The following is a 17,154-nucleotide window of genomic DNA, read 5'->3' as shown; positions in this document are numbered from 1 at the left end:
TCCCAAAGGTTGAATTTGTTGCTTTTTTAATAATATTTTGACAAATTCAAAGCATTTTGTAAGCAAAAAGCGTCATTTCCAATTTCCTAAAAATGCAGTTAACACAGGTTTAATAAGATTTTTCATAGCCAGGCCGCGTTTTTCTCAATAATCAAATACCTGTTACGGCAATTGAAACATTGCGTTAAGAAAAAGTAAAAACATTCCTTAATATATTATATGATATTAAGACGCCTCACAAGGCCATCAATGTACGTTTTCGAGATGGGGATTTTCGTATCGATGATCGTGACATTCGAGGTTTCAAAATGTGTAACATAGTTCAGGTTCACTATATAAGATTTGTGCGTCCTGAAAAAATCCTTATGATCCAGCCGTTCTATAAAGTTATTCATCGAAGCACGGATCACCTCATCACGATTTACCGTATGCACTTCAAGGTAGTTCCCTTCAGATTTGATCCAGAGGATATCAGCAATGACAATTTTGGAATATTTGAATTTGTCCTTTATAAAAATGGCATCTTTGATCAGCAGCGTATCTTCCTGCTGGGGTGTACTTACAGTCGCCGAAGTGTTGGCCAGCTTATGCAGCGCCATTTCAATAGCCGTAAAAAGCTGCTCCGATTTAAACGGCTTCACGAGATAATTCACCGGATTGGTTTTTTTGGCTCTTTCCAGCGTTTTAGCATCCGAATAGGAGGTGGTAAAAATAAACGGGACTTTATAAGTATTATTGATTTCAATCGCCAGATCAATCCCGTCCCTGCGACCGTTCAGGTTTACGTCAAGCAAAATAAGGTCCGGGGTTTCCTTATTGAGCAAATCGACCGCCTCGTCATAATCCATAGCGTCGCCAATAACGTGATAGCCCATATTGGACAGCATATTACACATATCCTGAGATATGATCAGCTCGTCTTCAACAATCAGGATGCGCACCATAGCTTACAAGTCTTGTTCAAATATAATACAATTTGAATGAACAGGCGAAATGCAAATTAATTGAAAGACTATTGGAAGAAATTCCAGACCAATCCAAAACGGATCACGAAGTCGCGGTAAGGATAGTTGGGCGCCGAATAAAAATCATTTCCCGTCATGGCCGAATTGAAGTGCTCCGCTTTGAGGTAAATCCTCGTTTGCCTCACGCGGGCATTCACGAAGAAATCCACCATCGGGAAATTGCCGATCTCTTTCTGGTTCTGTACGTAAAATTCGCCAAGAACAGGATTGTAATCATTGGCAAAATATTTCGTGAAATAACTGAAGGTAAAACCGGTCTGCACGAACATCGCCTTTTTGAAAAAATAACCGCTATAATATAAGGTATTGCGGGTAACCAACTGCGGCACATTCAGGACGTCATCATCCTGCGCGGTTTTCTGGTATAGTAAAGTATTATCCAGCGCAAAACGACCATATTGTATTTCTTTGGAAACCTTCAATGAAAGATAGTTGATCGTATTGCCATACTGCTTCGGCGACACGAGCAGCACTTTCGGATCCGCACTGTCATTACTATAATACAATTGGTCCTTGAAAACCGAAAGCTGCAGTTCGGCAGCAGCCCATTGCGTATCGGCTTTTACAATAAGGTTGTTGATTTTCTCATTTTTAAAATCGTTGCTCCAATTGTAAGCAACGTAACTGCTTTGGTACAAATTATAATTCACATCCGGCAGCTTGTTCATTTTCTGTACCCGGAACGAAACGGTGTTGTAATCATCAGGCTGCCAGCTCAGGGAAATATCGATATTGGAAAGTCCCTGGTTTGTAATGGAATTTGAATACAGCGCTTTCCCTTTCCAGCTTTTTTTGCGATATGCATATTGCGCGCCAAAGGTATTGATCCCATCTTTTATTTGCGACGGCACAATCCCGGCACTGTTTACGATAATGGTGTTGTAATGGTAGTTGTAATTGAAATCATCAAGGTAAAATCCGATCTGCCCCAGCGTCTTATTTTCATAAATGGCACCTACCTTATTATATAGCCTGCTATAACTTGTCTTATCATTGATGCCGGTGGCAACATAAGAATCTCCAAAACGGTCGCTGACGGTAGGCTCCCTGAACTCAAATATCTTGTTTTCAAAATTAAACTGATGCGTGAGGTATAAGTTATTCTCATTGTCATTCTGATTGATCCTGAAAGCGTGGTCGATAAAATAACGGTTGCCTTTCAGGAATGATTCAGCATCCTTCAAATACACCTCGAGCCTGGCACGGTCCTTAAAGTCATCATTCCCGCTTTCAAAATCCTGCGTATTGATGATTCCCCCGTTTTCCTGGTTTAGCAAGTCCTGCCCCGTGAAATGGGCGTTCAACACATATCGACCGCTTTTAGTGACATAATTCGCAGTAAACCTGAAATTCCCCGTACTGGCTAGCTGGTTAACATATTTGCCCAGGGAACGCAAGCCTTTATAAGCAATCGAAAAATTCAGGCGCTCATGCGTGTTCAGCGTAATGAATGCATCGAGCGACTGCCCCTGCTCCTGCACCGTTTTAAAATAAAGTTCGGTGAGCGGTGTAGGGACCGAAAAATAACGGATGTCATTCACCTCTAGATAATTGAAATGCTTCGCCCTGAAACCGAATTCCGGGTATGGTGAATACGCCTTCAGACTGTATTGCAAGGTATTATAAGTCTGCCCATCATTAGCAAAGGGCAACAATCCGAAATTGTCTTTTCTTAAATAATTGAAGATGTAATCCTTGTAAATCGTCAGCGAAGTATCGATTGCTGTCGTATCACGTTCGAGCGTAATGACCTTATACATATCGATGGTCGCCTTCGGTCCATTATCAGCAGTACTCTTAGAATTTTTTGAAGAAGTGTCGGCAGTGTTCCCGGTCGGAAGCGGCTGCAATTTCTGGTCGGTTTTATTCAGCGTCTTCTGCGCAAAAACAGAAATGCCCATCATAAAAATTAAAAAAACGAAAAGCTTCTTTGTCATTGCACTAGCCGGATATGGCGCAAAGGTAGCATTTTTAAACAGAAAAAAAACTTAAAATACAGCCGCAATATACCTAACGGAAACCGTCCGGGGCAAAAATAGCGCACGAGAAATAATATCCCGTAACGTTAACAGTCAGGCTGTTATTTATATATTTGCCAAAAATAAAACCATGATGAAAAAATACCTATTGTCTATTGCCCTGGTGGCAATAAGCGCCAAAGCATTTTCCCAGGACGCGCCTTTGGTACACGCAAATGTCGATTCCCCTTACGGTGTGTGCGACCCTGAGGCCTGTATCACGCTGACGGCATCCCTGGAAAATATTAAGGAAACGACCGGATATGATGTAAATCAGATCACTTATCAAAACCTATACCCATATGATGGCGGGACCGTCATTCCGCCAGTGGACGATGATGTATTCGGGCCGGCATTCCCATTGGGATTTAATTTCTGCTTTTACGGCAATACCTATTCTTCGGTATACATCGGAACCAATGGTGTCATCAGCTTCAATGCGCCTGCTACGGGCAATTTCTGCCCATGGCAGTTTAACACGGCCATTCCCGATGCGGCCTTCCCAATCCGGAATGCGATTTACGGTGTGTACCAGGACACTTATATCCTTCCTTCGGGCGACGGTATTAACGGTAGTTATACGATCGATACCAATACGCAAAACGTAAATTATTATACGGGAGGCACAGCACCAAACCGTTACCTGGTAGTGAATTTCAATAAGTTACCCCAATATAGTTGTGGTATCGCAAACCTGCAGACCAGCCAGATCGTCCTGCATGAATCTTCGAACATCATTGATGTATATGTTAAAAGCCGCGTCAGTTGCGATAATTGGAACCAGGGAAATGGCCTTATCGGCATACAGAATGCTGAGGGTACATTGGCATCAGTCCCAACAAACAGAAACACTGGCGCGTGGAGTATCACAAATGAGGCATGGAGATTTCTCCCTAATGGAAACGACCTGAGCGCTACGGCATTCCAATGGAGCAAAAATGGGGTAGTAATTGACAGTGCAATCGAAAATTCGCTTACGGTATGTGAAGATGTTCCGGGCACCTACGATGTTACCATAACCTATACGGATTGCGCCGGTATCGCCGGAAGTGTAACCGCTACGAGTTCGATTCAAGACGACAGTGTCGTATTGGAAGCCCTCGCGGAGCCTGTGGATTTGTCAATATGTACTGATGTAGAAACGGCGATATTTGACCTTAGCTCGAATACTGCTATAATATTGGGAGCTGTTGACCCTATGAACTATGAAGTAAATTACTATAACTCCTATCAGGACGCCCTGGATTGGAACAACAGTAATATCAGCAACAGTGCGCTGGCATCCTATATGGGCACTGACGGCGAAGAGATATACGTAAGGATTTCAGATATTACCGGTCCGGGCTGTGCCGTAGTTAAGTCTTTCACCCTGGAAATCGAACCTTTCACCGTAACTCCCGAAGGCGATACCGAGCAGGATTTTGAAGCAGGAGATACCCTGGAGGACCTTGAAGTCGATGGCGAGAACGTAAGCTGGTGGGATGCTCCGCAAGCAGGAAATGAGCTGCCTGCAACCACGCCACTTGTTGATGGCACGACTTACTACGCAGAGTCAGAAAACGAGAATGGCTGTCCGAATACAGAGAACAGGATGGCTGCCGAAAGGCTTGCCGTAACCGTTACACAAATTGCCCTGGGCACTCCTGAGTGGACAGGCAGTAAATTCTCCGTTGCGCCAAACCCGGTTAAAGACATTTTAAGCGTAAATGCACCACAAAGCATCTACTCGCTGGAGGTTTACAATTTAATCGGCCAACGCGTCTTAAATGCGTCGCCAAACACACCTCAGGCACAAATCAACCTTTCTTCTCTTGCTGCAGGGACTTACTTGATGAAGGTCGGTGCAGGAAATAGGGTTAAGACCGTAAAGATTGTGAAGGAATAATTTTAGCGGCCTGCCGCTTAACTTAACAAATAAAAAAACCGCCCATGGTATTGGGCGGTTTTTTTTATTATCCTGACATGGTCTACGATTGCCGGCTCGTGGATTTCATGTTTTATAGCGCAAAATGTACTTCTAATATACAACCATGTACTTCTAATATACAACCGTGTACTTCTAATGGATAACGGTATACTTCTAATGGACAGTGCTGTACTTCTAATGTACAACCCTGCACTTCTAATGTACAACCGTGTACTTCTAATGCATAATCGTGTACTTTTAATATACAAAACAATATTTCTAATATACAACACTGCGTTTCGCGCTCAATTTGGAGCAAATAAAAAAACCGCCCCATTACTGAAGCGGTTTATATTTTGACTGTTGCCTGTTGTTATTTCACAATCGTCATCTCATCTACAATATGTTTTGCACCGGCATATTTGTCGATGATCCAAAGCACATAACGGATATCCACGTTGATGGTCCTTTGCAGTTTCGGGTCGAAGATCACATCGCCGGCCATGGCCTCGATGTTTCCATCGAACGCTATCCCGATAAGTTCACCTTTACCGTTCAATACCGGTGAACCTGAGTTACCACCTGTAATATCGTTGTCCGTCAGGAAGTTTATCGGCATATAGCCTGCTTTGTCAGCATACTGACCGTAGTCTTTCTTCTTGTTCAGTTCCATAAGCCGTGCCGGAAGGTCAAACTCTTCGTCACCAGCCTTATACTTCTTGATCATACCTTCCATTGTGGTATAATTGTTGATTTTCGCATCATTGCGTTTGTCCGCAGGAAGCGCGCGTACTTTTCCGTAAGTCAGCCTCAAAGTAGAGTTCGCATCCGGATATTTGATCGGAGCCATTTTGGAAACCCGTAATCCGTCAACCAGGTTTCGGAATGCTGCACCGTAATCATTCTGTGCCTTGGCGATATCATCCGATTTTGCCGCAAGGTGTGTCAATAAATCATTGGACAAGGTATAAAGCGGATCGCCAGTAACCATCGCCGCATTTGGCACTTCAAGGAACGCTTTCATCCTTTCAGGCGAAGAGAACATGCTCAGCTCAAAAGCGCTGGTGACATAAGTCTTGAAATCATTGTTATTTGCAGCGCCAAGCGTTTCCACCATAGGCGCGATTTTATAACCCGTTGATTTTGTAGCATACAAATGCAATTGTGCCGCAAGGATGTCCTTTTCTGCAGGGATATAAACTTCCTTGAAGAACTCATCGATCATCAGGACCATATCCGGCTTCATCTCGGCGCGGTCTTTGGCATCGGCTTTGGCGTAAGCCTCGAACTGTTTTCCTATTCCTCTTGCAATCGTACCGTAAGAACTCGTACGAAGCAACTGCTGCAAGTAATTGTCATGGCGTGCTTTTTCATTCGTCATGCCATAAAACTTGTTGATGTTTGTGATTACGTTACCGTATTTCGCTTTGTTTTCCGGTTTGTTTGCCCACTTGTCAAACTTCGCTTCCTGCGCCGCTTTGGTCTTTGCAGTCCCGAATTTCGACAATGCATCGATCATTCCCTGGCGGTTTTTCCAGTAGTTCGCGGTCGAAGCATATTTAGACGCGTACATCAAACGGATGGTGGCATCCTGGTCCATGTATTTCTTCATATTGTCCATTCCGGTTTTAGCTCCTTCAACCCAGGCTGGGTAAGCAAATTTCACGTTCTGCTCGATTCCGCCCGCAGGCATCCAGCGGTTTGTACGGCCCGGATATCCTAAGATCATCGCAAAATCATTTTCCTGAACCCCTTTCAGGCTTACAGGCAGGTAATGTTTTGGCTGCAATGGAACATTCTTATCAGAATAGTCGGCCGGATTTCCATCCTTGTCAGCATAAACGCGGAACATAGAGAAATCCCCGGTGTGGCGAGGCCATTCCCAGTTGTCTGTGTCTCCTCCGAATTTACCCACGCTTTCCGGCGGAGTACCCACCAAACGCACATCTTTATAATCCTGGTACACGAAATAGTAAAACTCGTTGCCCTGGAAAAACGAACGTACGGAAACGGTGTATTTCCCACCTTCGTTGTTTTCTTTCTCAATCAAAGCGATTTCAGCGGCGATGGCTTTGTCGCGCTCGGCTTCAGTCATTTTGTCGTTCAGTTTGGACAAAATCCTTTTCGAAACATCATCCATTCGCACGAAGAAACGCACGAACAGGGAGCTTGGCTTCATTTCCGACTTGCGGTCTTTTGCCCAGAAACCGTTTTTAAGGTAATTCTGCTCGGCAGTGGAAAGCTCTGCAATCGCATCATATCCGCAGTGGTGGTTCGTCAAAACCAAACCATCCTTCGAAACGATTTCAGCCGTACAGCCACCATTAAACTGGACAATGGCGTCCTTGAGGCTGTGGTGGTTGATGCTGTAAATCTCATCGGCGGTAAGCTGGAGGCCCATCTTCTCCATGTCGCGGTGGTTCAGCCGCTCGATAAACATCAGGAACCACATCCCTTCGTCGGCGCGCATCGGGAATGCCGATAAGGCCAGCAAAAAGAATAAAATAATTTTTTTCATTTTGGTAAATTTTGAAAAGTTAGTGACTAGTAGTCTTATTTTGGTTGTGTTTGTTACACCGTTTGCGAAGATACGATAAAGTTTGGGTTGGCAAATGGCAATCTGCAGTCATGGCTGATTGATTTGGGCGAACGGCCGGGCTGTCTGCTCTATCTTTTTTTACCTTAGCAGGTTAAAAAAAGGATGCCGCTCCCATCCCTGTCGCGGTTTGGTGCGGCATTATTGTATGATGTTATATTATGAAGTGGTAAACATTGGGAACTTTATATCAAGTGGTTCTTAAGTATGTCACTCCGCATTCCGCTTCGCAGGCGGGCACCTGCATTCCGAAGATTCCGTAAAATTAAACACTGTTTGAGCCGTAGGCGAGTTTGTTTAATTTAGGAATTGAGAGATAGCAGGTCGCCGAGAAGAGGCATGCTTGAATTTTTGCTTCTTTTGTTTCAAGACAAAAGAAGAAGAAAAAAAAGGGTTCATCAAATTTGGCGCAAAGTTTCTGACAATCAATAAAATTACTTATTCAACGATTTTCCCAACAAATACGATCCGCTGGAAATCCCCATCAGGATGTAAGCATTCGCCTGGAAATCAGGATAAACTTTCATCGCATCCCCGAAGAATGTCGTGATGTACACCGTCGCATAAATCACCGTAAACACCAATTGCTGCAACCGTGCCAGCGAGAGCTGCCCATTGTCATCCATGATGATATCGACCCAAAAACGTTTGCTCGGCAATTTTGCCTTCAGGCATGTAACAGGTGGCGTAACCGTAGTTGTGGTTGTGGTTGCCACCTGAACCGGAGCTGCAGCGACTGTGCCATCATCACCCACTGCGGGCACTGCGTCAGGAGCCGGCGTAACTATTGTAGTCGTGGTTACCGGCGCAGCGGTTTGTGTACTTTGCTGTGCCCCGCCGATCGCCGACGCGGTCACCATCACGGCCGCTGAAATCCCAAGCAGGATCAATCCAGTATCATTCAGGGTGACTGCTCCGGTAGATCCCCAGTGCAATGCAAAAATCGGAGCAATAATCAGTGTCCAGAGGAACAATTGCAGCCTCGAAAGGCTGTATGGCGGAAGGCCCGGATTATCGGGATGAGGGGTTTCTTTCAATACGTCCGACATCAATCCAATCCCGGAAATCAATAAGAATGAAACAATGGCAAGTATGATGCCAATAACATTAGTGGTTTCGTCTGCCTGCATAATGAGCTGTTTTTTTTGGTTAGTAGCATGGTAAAACTAAAAACAAAACACCATTTGCCTATGCGTATATTTACCTGTTTTTCATTATATAAGGCATCAACATTCTGACGCTGAATACAAATCAGGTAAATATACGCATTGACCAAACGCCTGAAATCGTTAAGTTTGAATTCTATTATTACCACATAAACCAAGAACCGCAAAAACCGAAAATAACATGATCACCCTTGACGTAACCGTACAAGATGGCATCCCGCCATTGCCGCTTTCTGTAGACATCACCTGCCTTGACAACGCTGCCAACAACCAGAATTATCAAAGCGACCTTGGATTCACTAAAGATTTCGACCTGGCACCGGGGCGATATACATTGATTGTTCATGGCAGTAACGCGCCGGGCGGAAATTCGGAAGTGACCCTCACAGGTACCTTCCAGACCGGTCCGGTGCCCAAAGCACAATACACTTCAGCGATTTCAATATACACCGCATTGTTTTATTTCGTAATCTAAGCGCAACATGAAGAAATTTTACACCAGTATATTCATTTTACTTTGTTTCCACTTGGGTTTTAGCCAGGCCCCTGCAAATCCCGCCATTGCAAAGGTCGATGACATCAACACGGCCATCAGTGACATTACAGGCGCACTTTATAAAAAACTTGAAAATACCAAAACCGGCAATTACCTCGATGTATTGAGCCGGCTTTACCAAATGACGACCCATAACCTGACCGGCGCACAGAAAAGCATTGCATTCAACGGGACGCTTTTTGCCATCAAAGCCGAAGCCGATCCGGATTTACGCATCGACAGGAATTTCATAAAGGAAAAATTCTCCAGGAATTTCGAGTTCAATTTCGACCTGAACCTCAACGAAGATTATAAATATACCGGTTTCACAGGCGGGTTTACTTATGCCATAATTAATGGACGCGACAATAAAGCAGTGAAATTCCATGACGTCACCTTGCTCAATGCCTATAAGAAACTCAATGCCGATATAGATGCTGATGCCAATAAATACATTGACTCCATTACCCGGAATCCCAACGGCAATCTGCCCACAATTTTGCTTCAGATACAGGAAGGCCTGGACACGTTACACCGATATGGGAAAACCAATAAGTTCCCGGCCGGCTTCATGCCAAAACTAAATACGCGGCTCGATTCTTCGATGGTGGCATTTAAAAGGTTGATGGACGAGGCTTACGACGAGATTGCCAAGGCGCCATTGCTCACGTTCTCGGCGAACGGCGTGGCCGATGACAAAGGAAATATCAGCAGCGGGCGTTTGGGGCTGGTATTCTTAAAAGGCAACCTTTTCGGGAAGCGCGCCCCGTCCGAACTGGATATCAGGAGCACTTTTGCTTACGGCGATACGCTTGTTACCGCAACACTGCGACGCACTACGCTTAAAAGCACCCTCGGTTTCAACTTTGTTTTGCTGAAATCAAAAACCGAGAGTAAAAGCCTCGTGGAGTTTAAGGCTTATGCTGAATATGACAATGTCTTCAAGGATTTGCTTCCCGATGAAAAGCGCAATACATTCCTGGCCAATGGCGACCTTCGCCTGCGGATTACTGACGCCCTCTGGCTGCCCCTTACGATTAAATATGACGTGGAGAAATCGAGTTTCCTGGGTTTTTTGAATATCTCGTATAATTTCGATTCGGTGTCGGGGAAATCGCCGGGGAGTCCATAGCCCGAATTTAATCTGCAATTACGCTCAGGTTGCTTTCACTTTCCGGCGCTTGCTTTTGCTTTTCGACAAACTTGTTTTTTCGCAAGTTCATGCCATAAGTGTAATTTGTAGAAAGGATCACATCGTTACAGTCGAAATGTTTGATGACGCCATCTTTTTGCAGCGCTACGACCCAGCACGTATTCTGGTGCATGCCGTAATCTATCAGGAAAATAGCCTGCCCGGTTCCTAGAGGCGTTTCAACAAGTATGGAAGGTTTAAGCTGGTGTATCATAACTAATTTATTTTTGATAAAAATACACCAGCCTGCAAACGAATGTTTACAAAATTGCGCAAATAGGTTATAAATAAGGATATTACCGATTATAGGCAAGCCCGTCTGTAAAGTAACTGAATGTACCGGAACAGAATTATGCCATGGCCATTATGTATTGAGCATCTGCCAAAGTTTATCCTTCAGCTCCGTCAATCCCTGCTGTGCCACTGATGAAATCAGCATATACGGCGTGTCCCCGAAATCCTTATCCAATTGTGTTTTCAGTTCCGCTTTGAGTTCTTCGTCGAGCATATCGCATTTCGAAATCACTACGATGCGTTCCTTATCAAGCATTTCAGGATTGTATTTGGTCAATTCATTGACGAGGATATCATATTCTGCCTTGATGTCCGGCGTATCCACAGGGACGAGAAACAGCAAGGTCGAATTGCGTTCTATATGCCTCAGGAAATAATGCCCAAGCCCCTTCCCTTCTGCAGCACCCTCAATAATTCCCGGAATATCGGCAATTACAAACGACTGGTAATCGCGGTAAGCCACAATCCCGAGGTTGGGTTTTAAGGTCGTAAAAGGATAATCCGCAATTTTTGGCTTCGCAGATGTCAACACGGATAAAAGTGTTGATTTCCCTGCATTCGGGAAACCTACCAGCCCGACATCCGCCAGAACTTTCAGTTCCAGTACGATGTCCGCCTCAACCGATGGCAATCCGGGTTGTGCATATCGAGGTGTCTGGTTGGTAGAACTGCGGAAATGCCAGTTGCCCAATCCGCCCTTGCCTCCCTGTGCCACAATCTTTTTTTCGCCGTCTTCCGTGATTTCAAAAAGGATTTCATTCGAGTCCTTATCGCGCACCACCGTCCCCAGGGGCACTTCAATATATTTATCATCGCCATCAGCACCGGTACTTCTGTCGCTACCGCCATCGCCGCCATGTCCTGCTTTGATGTGCCTTGCGAATTTCAGGTGGAAAAGCGTCCAAAGGCTTTTATTCCCGACGAGGTACACGTGGCCGCCACGGCCGCCGTCACCGCCGTCCGGTCCTCCTTTTTCAATGAATTTCTCACGATGCAAATGCGTCGAGCCCCGCCCACCTTTTCCGGATGAGACGTATATTTTTACGTAGTCTACGAAATTTCCCTCTGTCATTTTTAGTTTTCAGTCTCAGTCTCAGTTTTCGGTGAGTGACCCACCACGCACCCGAACTTCTGAGGATTAGAAACCATATAATTAATTAGTTTTCCTATTTCTATATTTTTCAGCAACAATGCATCGTATGAATCTTTACTGATATAGTCGCATTTTAAAGCAAATTCAAGCCAAACATTGGTTTCCGAATTTTCAGCATCACTGTCAGTTAATTTACTGATAAAATGGTTCGGATAAATTCTCTTCCTGTAAGCTTCCGCAATATTGCCACAGACACTTCTTGAAGATCGCCGAACCTGATCGGTGAGCGAATACTTCTCTTCTTTCGGAAATATTTTAGAAAGTTCAAATATTTCCATTGCTAGCTCAAACGATTTTTGATAGGCGTATAAGTTCCTGAAATCCATAATATTTGATCATTTTGGCGTATATTTATATCTTTTTATTTTATATCGACTGCGACTGCGACTGCGACTGCGACTGCGACTGCGACTGCGACTGCGACTGCGACTGCGACTGCGACTGCGACTGCGACTGCGACTGCGACTGCGACTGCGACTGCGACTGCGACTGCGACTGCGACTGCGACTGCGACCGCGACCGCGACCGCGACCGCGACCGCGACCGCGACTGCGACTGCGACTGCGACTGCAAACTACTTCTCCTTCCTCTCCTTCACAAGCACCTTATCAATCTTCACGCCATCCATATCCATTACTTCCAGTTCATAATGGTGCCAGATCAGTTTTTCGCCTTCTTTTGGGATGTATGACAATTCGGTCATGATCAATCCGCTGACGGTATTCACTTCGTAATCTGTCGTCAACTCGTCCAATTCGAAATACGTCAGGAAATCATGCAGCGGGTATAAACCGTCGACCATCCAGGAACCGTCTTCCCTTGCAATCAGCTTGAAATCGTCTTTATAAAAATCCGACGCATCTCCGACCAGCGCTTCAAGAATGTCGTTCAGCGTAATAATCCCCTGGAAAACACCGTATTCATCAGACACGAACGCATAATGCACGCCGCTCTTCTTAAAGTTTTCCAAAGCTTTGTAAGCCGTAGTCTGCTCCATGATGTATGGCGGATCGGTCATGATGCTTTCCAGATTGAAGCTGTCATCCTCAAAATGCGCGAAGATAGTTTTCAAATCCACCACCCCGACGATATCATCGTGATTTTCACCATATACCGGATAAATCGAATGCAGCTCCTTAAGCATCAACTCCTTGACTTTCTGCTTATCAGAATTGGCAGGCAGGAACACGACGGACTTTCGGTGTGTCATCAGCGAATTCACTTTCCTGTCGCCGATATGGAACACGCGCTCCATAATGTCATGCTCGATTTCCTGTACCTCTCCGCCCTCGGTTCCTTCCTTGATAATGGCTTTGATCTCTTCCTCGGTCACCTTGCCGTCGGTAGATGGTTTTATCATGAGCACCTTTAGCAAAGCTTCTGTAGAAATGGTCAGCAACCAGATGAATGGTGCCGTTACGACGGACACAAACTTCATCGGGATGGCAACCGATTTGGCAATCTTTTCAGGATAATTCAGTCCGATACGCTTCGGGAGCAATTCACCCAAGACCAGCGAAAAGAATGTCAGAACCACCACCACAACCCCTACAGCAATAGAGTCTGCATAAGGCTTCAGCATGGGGTAGCCTTCGAAAAACAGGCGCACGTCAGTCGTAATCTTGTCGCCTGAAAATATACCCGTTAAAATCCCGATCAGGGTAATCCCGATCTGTACGGTGGAAAGGAATTTATTTGGCGAATTGGCTAAATCCAAAGCTACTTTCGCACTATTATTTCCCTTCTTCGCCGCATTCTCCAAACGGCTTTTCCGTGCTGAAATCAATGCGATTTCCGACATTGAAAATACGCCGTTCAGGATAATCAGGAAAAGGATGATCAATATCTCCATAATGTTTTACGGCCAAAGCCGAAGTATTTTTATAAACTGTCGATCACGTTACTTAAACGCGTCGTTATTTCAGCGATGGAACCAATTCCATCTACCGGATGGAACTTTCCTTTCTGTTTGTAATAATCAATCAATGGTGCGGTTTCATTGCCATAAACCACATAACGGTTCCTGATGGCGCTTTCATCATTATCATCAGCCCGCCCTGAAGTTTTTCCGCGTTCGAGGATGCGCTGCACCAGTACCTCATCGTCAGCTTCGAGCGCTATCGTTGCTGTTGTCGACCAGCCTTTGGATTCAAGGAACTGCTCCAAAGCATCGGCCTGGGCAATATTCCTCGGGAAACCGTCAAATAAAAAGCCTTTCGTGTCCGGATGTTTGGCTGCTTCATCTTCAAGCATCTTAATGGTCACGGCATCAGGCACCAAAGACCCGCGGTCTATGTATGATTTGGCTTCAAGCCCCAGCGGCGTATTATTTTTAATGTTATAGCGGAATAAATCGCCGGTTGAAATGTGCGTCAGGCTGTATTTTTCTTTGAGGAATTCAGCCTGCGTTCCTTTGCCGGCTCCGGGTTTTCCGAATAAAACGATGTTAATCATTGGAGATTTAGAATTGAGATATTAGATATTAAATATTAGCCGCCGGCCTTTCAACTTTCGACTTTTGACTTATTCTTTCAATTGATATACTTCAGGCAGGTTCCTGCCCAGGCCATCGTAGTCGAGGCCAAAACCGACGATAAATTTGTTCGGGATGCGGATGCCGACGTAGTCAATCTTGATGTCTTTCTTATACGCTTCAGGCTTGAAAAACAGCGTAGCAATCTTGAAATGCGCCACGTCCTGTTGCTTGAAAAGCGCTTTAAGCTCGGCTAAAGTGTTGCCCGTATCCACGATATCCTCGATCACGACAACGGTCCTTCCGGTAAGATCCTGGTTGATCCCAATGAGTTGTTTCACTTCATTCGTGGATTCGGTACCCTCATACGAAGCCATTTTGATGAAACTCACTTCACAAGGTGACTTATAGTGCTTCATAAAATCCGAAACCACCATGAACGCACCGTTGAGCACGCCTACAAAGATTGGGGTTTCTTCTGCAAAATCGGCTTCAACCTGAGCTGCCATGGAAGCGATAGCAAAGTCGATCTCTTCTGCCGAAATGAACGGTTCGAATTGTTTATCGTGGAGTTGTAACACTTTTTTAGGATTTTAAATAAGTTGCAAATATACTTATTTCTGTTGGAAGTTTATTTTTTTAGTCGCAACCGGCAGTCTTAGCATGCAGTTTGACATCCCCGAACTGAAACCTTCGGCTGCGGCCACTTACTAAACCTTCGTTCGGGTTTTGGTATGGTTTCGTTCGGGTTTCGTTCGGGAAATGCACCCCTTTGTTCGGGAGTGCCCGAAGCGCTCCCGAACAAAACATGACCAAAACCCTACTGACGCCGTTGATTAAAAAGAGTACAGTACGGGTTGTTAAAAATCATATAATATTCCACCCGTGATTTCCTGGCTGTTTTAATTTTGCCTAAATTGTTTACTAAACTGAAAATCATGGTTATGAAAACAACATACTTTCTTCCATTTTTTGCCTTTCTGATGATTTCGTGCCAAGGCCAGGTCAAAAAATCAGAAAAAGAAGCTTTGGCAAAAACGCCGGATCATACTGTAAAAACGGCTATCGGCGACATTATTTTACCGCCACCTTATGCGACAGCATCAAAAGCGGTACAAAGTAAAATGGTGGATTGGCCAAAAGGGCAAACGCCTGTGGCACCTGAAGGGTTTACAGTAACCGCATTTGCCGACAAACTTGAAAATCCGCGCAATACTTACATCGGGCCGAACAATGACATATTTGTTGCGGAAAGCGGCACAAGGAGCAGCGCCGACCGAATCACTGTATTTCGCGATACGGACAATGACGGCAAATTTGAAACGCGCAAAATATTTCTTGAAGGCCTCAACCGTCCATACGGCATGCTGGTCCTGAATAATTATTTTTATGTCGCCAATACCGACGGCTTGTATCGATACCCCTATAAAACCGGGGAAATGGAACTGAAATCAAAACCTGAAAAAATCGTCGACCTGCCTGCAGGCGGCTACAACAACCACTGGACGCGTAATATACTGGCAAATGCTGACGGCACGAAAATTTACATCTCTGTCGGGTCAGGAAGCAATGTTGCAGAACATGGCATCGAACAGGAGACCAGACGCGCTAACATTCTGGAGGTGAATCCTGACGGTACGGGAGAAAAGGTTTATGCTTCAGGTTTAAGGAATCCGGTCGGGATGGATTGGAATCCGGTAAATGGGAAACTATGGACTGCGGTGAATGAGCGTGACGAACTGGGTGATGACCTGGTTCCGGACTTCGTTACAAGTGTTACCGAAAACGGATTTTACGGCTGGCCTTACACCTATTTCGGAGACATTCCGGACCCGCGTTTAAAAGGAAAAACATCGGGCAGGAATGACAAAACGCTCGTTCCTGATGTCCCTGTCGGCGCGCACACAGCCACACTCGGCATGGCATTTTACAATAAATGGAATTTTCCTGCCAAATATCGAAATGGCATCTTTGCAGGACAGCATGGCTCGTGGAACCGTTCAAAGATTGTGGGGTACAAAGTGATTTTCATTCCGTTTAACGATGGCAAACCATCGGGGCCGCCGCAGGATTTCCTGACGGGCTTTATTGCGAATGCAGGCAAAGCCGAAGTTTATGGCCGGCCCGTGGATGTAACGGTGATGCATGACGGTTCGCTGTTGGTTAATGATGATTCCGGAAACACCATTTGGAGGATAAGCGCCAATGACTGATATCATAGCGAAATGCCATCAATAAGTTGTTGGGATTTTTCTTTCAAAAGTGTTTTTTAGGATACTTTTAGGCTAAAATTTGTTTTTCGTAAAGCATAATCTCCGTAACTTTGATAATGACTTCTTAAAATTTCAACAGCTATGAACAGTCCACTTACTATATTTTACACCGATGATGACCAGGACGATTTGGAACTTTTCAGGGATGTTGTTAAATCATTTGGCCGTCCGATCGACGTAGTGATGCAGGACAAACCGGAAAAATTACTTTCAGATTTAAAAAACCCGCCGCCATCGCCACAAATTATTTTCCTTGATTTGAACATGCCTGGAAAAAACGGTTTCGATTTGCTTACGGAGATCAGGAATAATATGGATTATAAAAATGTTCCTATTGTGATGTTTTCCACCTCAAATGACGATAAGAATGTAGCGAAAAGCCATGAACTCGGTGCCAATTTTTACCTCCCGAAACTGAGTTCTTACGACGATTTTAAAAAATCGATTGAATATACGCTGACCATAAACTGGAAAACTTTCAACCCGACAATTTCCGGTTTTAAATACCAAAATTAATTTTTAC

Annotated in this window: 15 protein-coding genes; 5 read left to right on the top strand and 10 right to left on the bottom strand. The window is 44.8% G+C overall.

The annotated features are described in order from the left end of the window. Nucleotides 1-215: 215 nt before the first annotated feature. Complete coding sequence (locus HYN49_RS06890; RefSeq protein ID WP_108903430.1) at nt 216-944, bottom strand: LytR/AlgR family response regulator transcription factor; 729 nt, start codon at nt 942-944, stop codon at nt 216-218. A gap of 68 nt (nt 945-1,012) precedes the next feature. Further along, on the bottom strand, nt 1,013-2,929 hold the full coding sequence (locus HYN49_RS06885; protein WP_245892288.1) for a putative porin: 1,917 nt from the start codon (nt 2,927-2,929) through the stop codon (nt 1,013-1,015). A 205-nt stretch (nt 2,930-3,134) separates the two neighbouring features. On the opposite strand from HYN49_RS06885, the gene HYN49_RS06880 reads away from it, so the two are divergent. Next, entirely contained in the window at nt 3,135-4,928 is a 1,794-nt protein-coding gene (locus HYN49_RS06880) for a T9SS type A sorting domain-containing protein (protein ID WP_108903428.1), read from the top strand. A 394-nt stretch (nt 4,929-5,322) separates the two neighbouring features. Here HYN49_RS06880 and HYN49_RS06875 read toward each other — a convergent pair whose 3' ends face one another. Together HYN49_RS06875 and HYN49_RS06870 are read right to left on the bottom strand one after the other, a co-directional pair. Continuing rightward, entirely contained in the window at nt 5,323-7,467 is a 2,145-nt protein-coding gene (locus HYN49_RS06875; protein WP_108903427.1) for a S46 family peptidase, read from the bottom strand. Nucleotides 7,468-7,979: 512 nt separating this feature from the next. Beyond that, a complete protein-coding gene (locus tag HYN49_RS06870; protein ID WP_108903426.1) occupies nt 7,980-8,675 on the bottom strand; it encodes a hypothetical protein in 696 nt (231 codons plus the stop codon). Nucleotides 8,676-8,892: 217 nt separating this feature from the next. Here HYN49_RS06870 and HYN49_RS06865 point away from each other — a divergent pair, with 217 nt between their 5' ends. Beyond that, nucleotides 8,893-9,186 (top strand): hypothetical protein, encoded by a 294-nt coding sequence (locus HYN49_RS06865; RefSeq protein WP_108903425.1) that lies wholly within the window; start codon nt 8,893-8,895, stop codon nt 9,184-9,186. A gap of 7 nt (nt 9,187-9,193) precedes the next feature. Then, a complete protein-coding gene (locus tag HYN49_RS06860; RefSeq protein WP_108903424.1) occupies nt 9,194-10,378 on the top strand; it encodes a hypothetical protein in 1,185 nt (394 codons plus the stop codon). Between the two features lie 7 nt (nt 10,379-10,385). Here HYN49_RS06860 and HYN49_RS06855 read toward each other — a convergent pair whose 3' ends face one another. The 6 genes from HYN49_RS06855 to hpt all read right to left on the bottom strand — a co-directional run bounded on the left by HYN49_RS06855 (nt 10,386) and on the right by hpt (nt 14,939). Further along, nucleotides 10,386-10,652, bottom strand: coding sequence for a hypothetical protein (locus tag HYN49_RS06855; RefSeq protein ID WP_108903423.1), 267 nt, complete (start codon nt 10,650-10,652; stop codon nt 10,386-10,388). A 150-nt stretch (nt 10,653-10,802) separates the two neighbouring features. After that, nucleotides 10,803-11,804, bottom strand: coding sequence for a GTPase ObgE (gene obgE / locus HYN49_RS06850; RefSeq protein ID WP_108903422.1), 1,002 nt, complete (start codon nt 11,802-11,804; stop codon nt 10,803-10,805). Between the two features lie 2 nt (nt 11,805-11,806). After that, nucleotides 11,807-12,211 (bottom strand): four helix bundle protein, encoded by a 405-nt coding sequence (locus tag HYN49_RS06845; RefSeq protein WP_108903421.1) that lies wholly within the window; start codon nt 12,209-12,211, stop codon nt 11,807-11,809. Nucleotides 12,212-12,459: 248 nt separating this feature from the next. Continuing rightward, nucleotides 12,460-13,737 (bottom strand): hemolysin family protein, encoded by a 1,278-nt coding sequence (locus HYN49_RS06835; protein WP_108903420.1) that lies wholly within the window; start codon nt 13,735-13,737, stop codon nt 12,460-12,462. Between the two features lie 29 nt (nt 13,738-13,766). Continuing rightward, the gene (locus HYN49_RS06830) at nt 13,767-14,339 is read right to left on the bottom strand and encodes an adenylate kinase (protein ID WP_108903419.1); all 573 of its coding nucleotides are present in this window, start codon (nt 14,337-14,339) and stop codon (nt 13,767-13,769) included. A 69-nt stretch (nt 14,340-14,408) separates the two neighbouring features. Continuing rightward, a complete protein-coding gene (gene hpt / locus HYN49_RS06825; protein ID WP_108903418.1) occupies nt 14,409-14,939 on the bottom strand; it encodes a hypoxanthine phosphoribosyltransferase in 531 nt (176 codons plus the stop codon). Between the two features lie 363 nt (nt 14,940-15,302). Between hpt and HYN49_RS06820 the strand changes: the two genes are divergently transcribed. Both HYN49_RS06820 and HYN49_RS06815 read left to right on the top strand, forming a co-directional pair. Further along, nucleotides 15,303-16,571 carry a PQQ-dependent sugar dehydrogenase gene (locus HYN49_RS06820; protein WP_394336403.1) on the top strand — a complete coding sequence of 423 codons (1,269 nt, stop codon included), beginning with the start codon at nt 15,303-15,305 and terminating at the stop codon, nt 16,569-16,571. Between the two features lie 141 nt (nt 16,572-16,712). Continuing rightward, the gene (locus HYN49_RS06815; RefSeq protein ID WP_108903416.1) at nt 16,713-17,147 is read left to right on the top strand and encodes a response regulator; all 435 of its coding nucleotides are present in this window, start codon (nt 16,713-16,715) and stop codon (nt 17,145-17,147) included. Nucleotides 17,148-17,154 lie beyond the last annotated feature (7 nt).

Origin of the sequence: Flavobacterium pallidum (genome assembly GCF_003097535.1) — a bacterium.
GTDB lineage: Bacteria > Bacteroidota > Bacteroidia > Flavobacteriales > Flavobacteriaceae > Flavobacterium > Flavobacterium pallidum.
This window is presented reverse-complemented; position numbering and strand designations above follow the sequence as displayed.

Excerpts from the sequence above, each read along its gene's own strand:
- HYN49_RS06890 (WP_108903430.1), bottom strand. The coding sequence starts at position 944 with ATGGTGCGCATCCTGATTGTTGAAGACGAGCTGATCATATCTCAGGAT.
- HYN49_RS06885 (WP_245892288.1), bottom strand. The coding sequence starts at position 2,929 with ATGATGGGCATTTCTGTTTTTGCGCAGAAGACGCTGAATAAAACCGAC.
- HYN49_RS06880 (WP_108903428.1), top strand. The coding sequence starts at position 3,135 with ATGATGAAAAAATACCTATTGTCTATTGCCCTGGTGGCAATAAGCGCC.
- HYN49_RS06875 (WP_108903427.1), bottom strand. The coding sequence starts at position 7,467 with ATGAAAAAAATTATTTTATTCTTTTTGCTGGCCTTATCGGCATTCCCG.
- HYN49_RS06870 (WP_108903426.1), bottom strand. The coding sequence starts at position 8,675 with ATGCAGGCAGACGAAACCACTAATGTTATTGGCATCATACTTGCCATT.
- HYN49_RS06865 (WP_108903425.1), top strand. The coding sequence starts at position 8,893 with ATGATCACCCTTGACGTAACCGTACAAGATGGCATCCCGCCATTGCCG.
- HYN49_RS06860 (WP_108903424.1), top strand. The coding sequence starts at position 9,194 with ATGAAGAAATTTTACACCAGTATATTCATTTTACTTTGTTTCCACTTG.
- HYN49_RS06855 (WP_108903423.1), bottom strand. The coding sequence starts at position 10,652 with ATGATACACCAGCTTAAACCTTCCATACTTGTTGAAACGCCTCTAGGA.
- obgE (WP_108903422.1), bottom strand. The coding sequence starts at position 11,804 with ATGACAGAGGGAAATTTCGTAGACTACGTAAAAATATACGTCTCATCC.
- HYN49_RS06845 (WP_108903421.1), bottom strand. The coding sequence starts at position 12,211 with ATGGATTTCAGGAACTTATACGCCTATCAAAAATCGTTTGAGCTAGCA.
- HYN49_RS06835 (WP_108903420.1), bottom strand. The coding sequence starts at position 13,737 with ATGGAGATATTGATCATCCTTTTCCTGATTATCCTGAACGGCGTATTT.
- HYN49_RS06830 (WP_108903419.1), bottom strand. The coding sequence starts at position 14,339 with ATGATTAACATCGTTTTATTCGGAAAACCCGGAGCCGGCAAAGGAACG.
- HYN49_RS06820 (WP_394336403.1), top strand. The coding sequence starts at position 15,303 with ATGAAAACAACATACTTTCTTCCATTTTTTGCCTTTCTGATGATTTCG.
- HYN49_RS06815 (WP_108903416.1), top strand. The coding sequence starts at position 16,713 with ATGAACAGTCCACTTACTATATTTTACACCGATGATGACCAGGACGAT.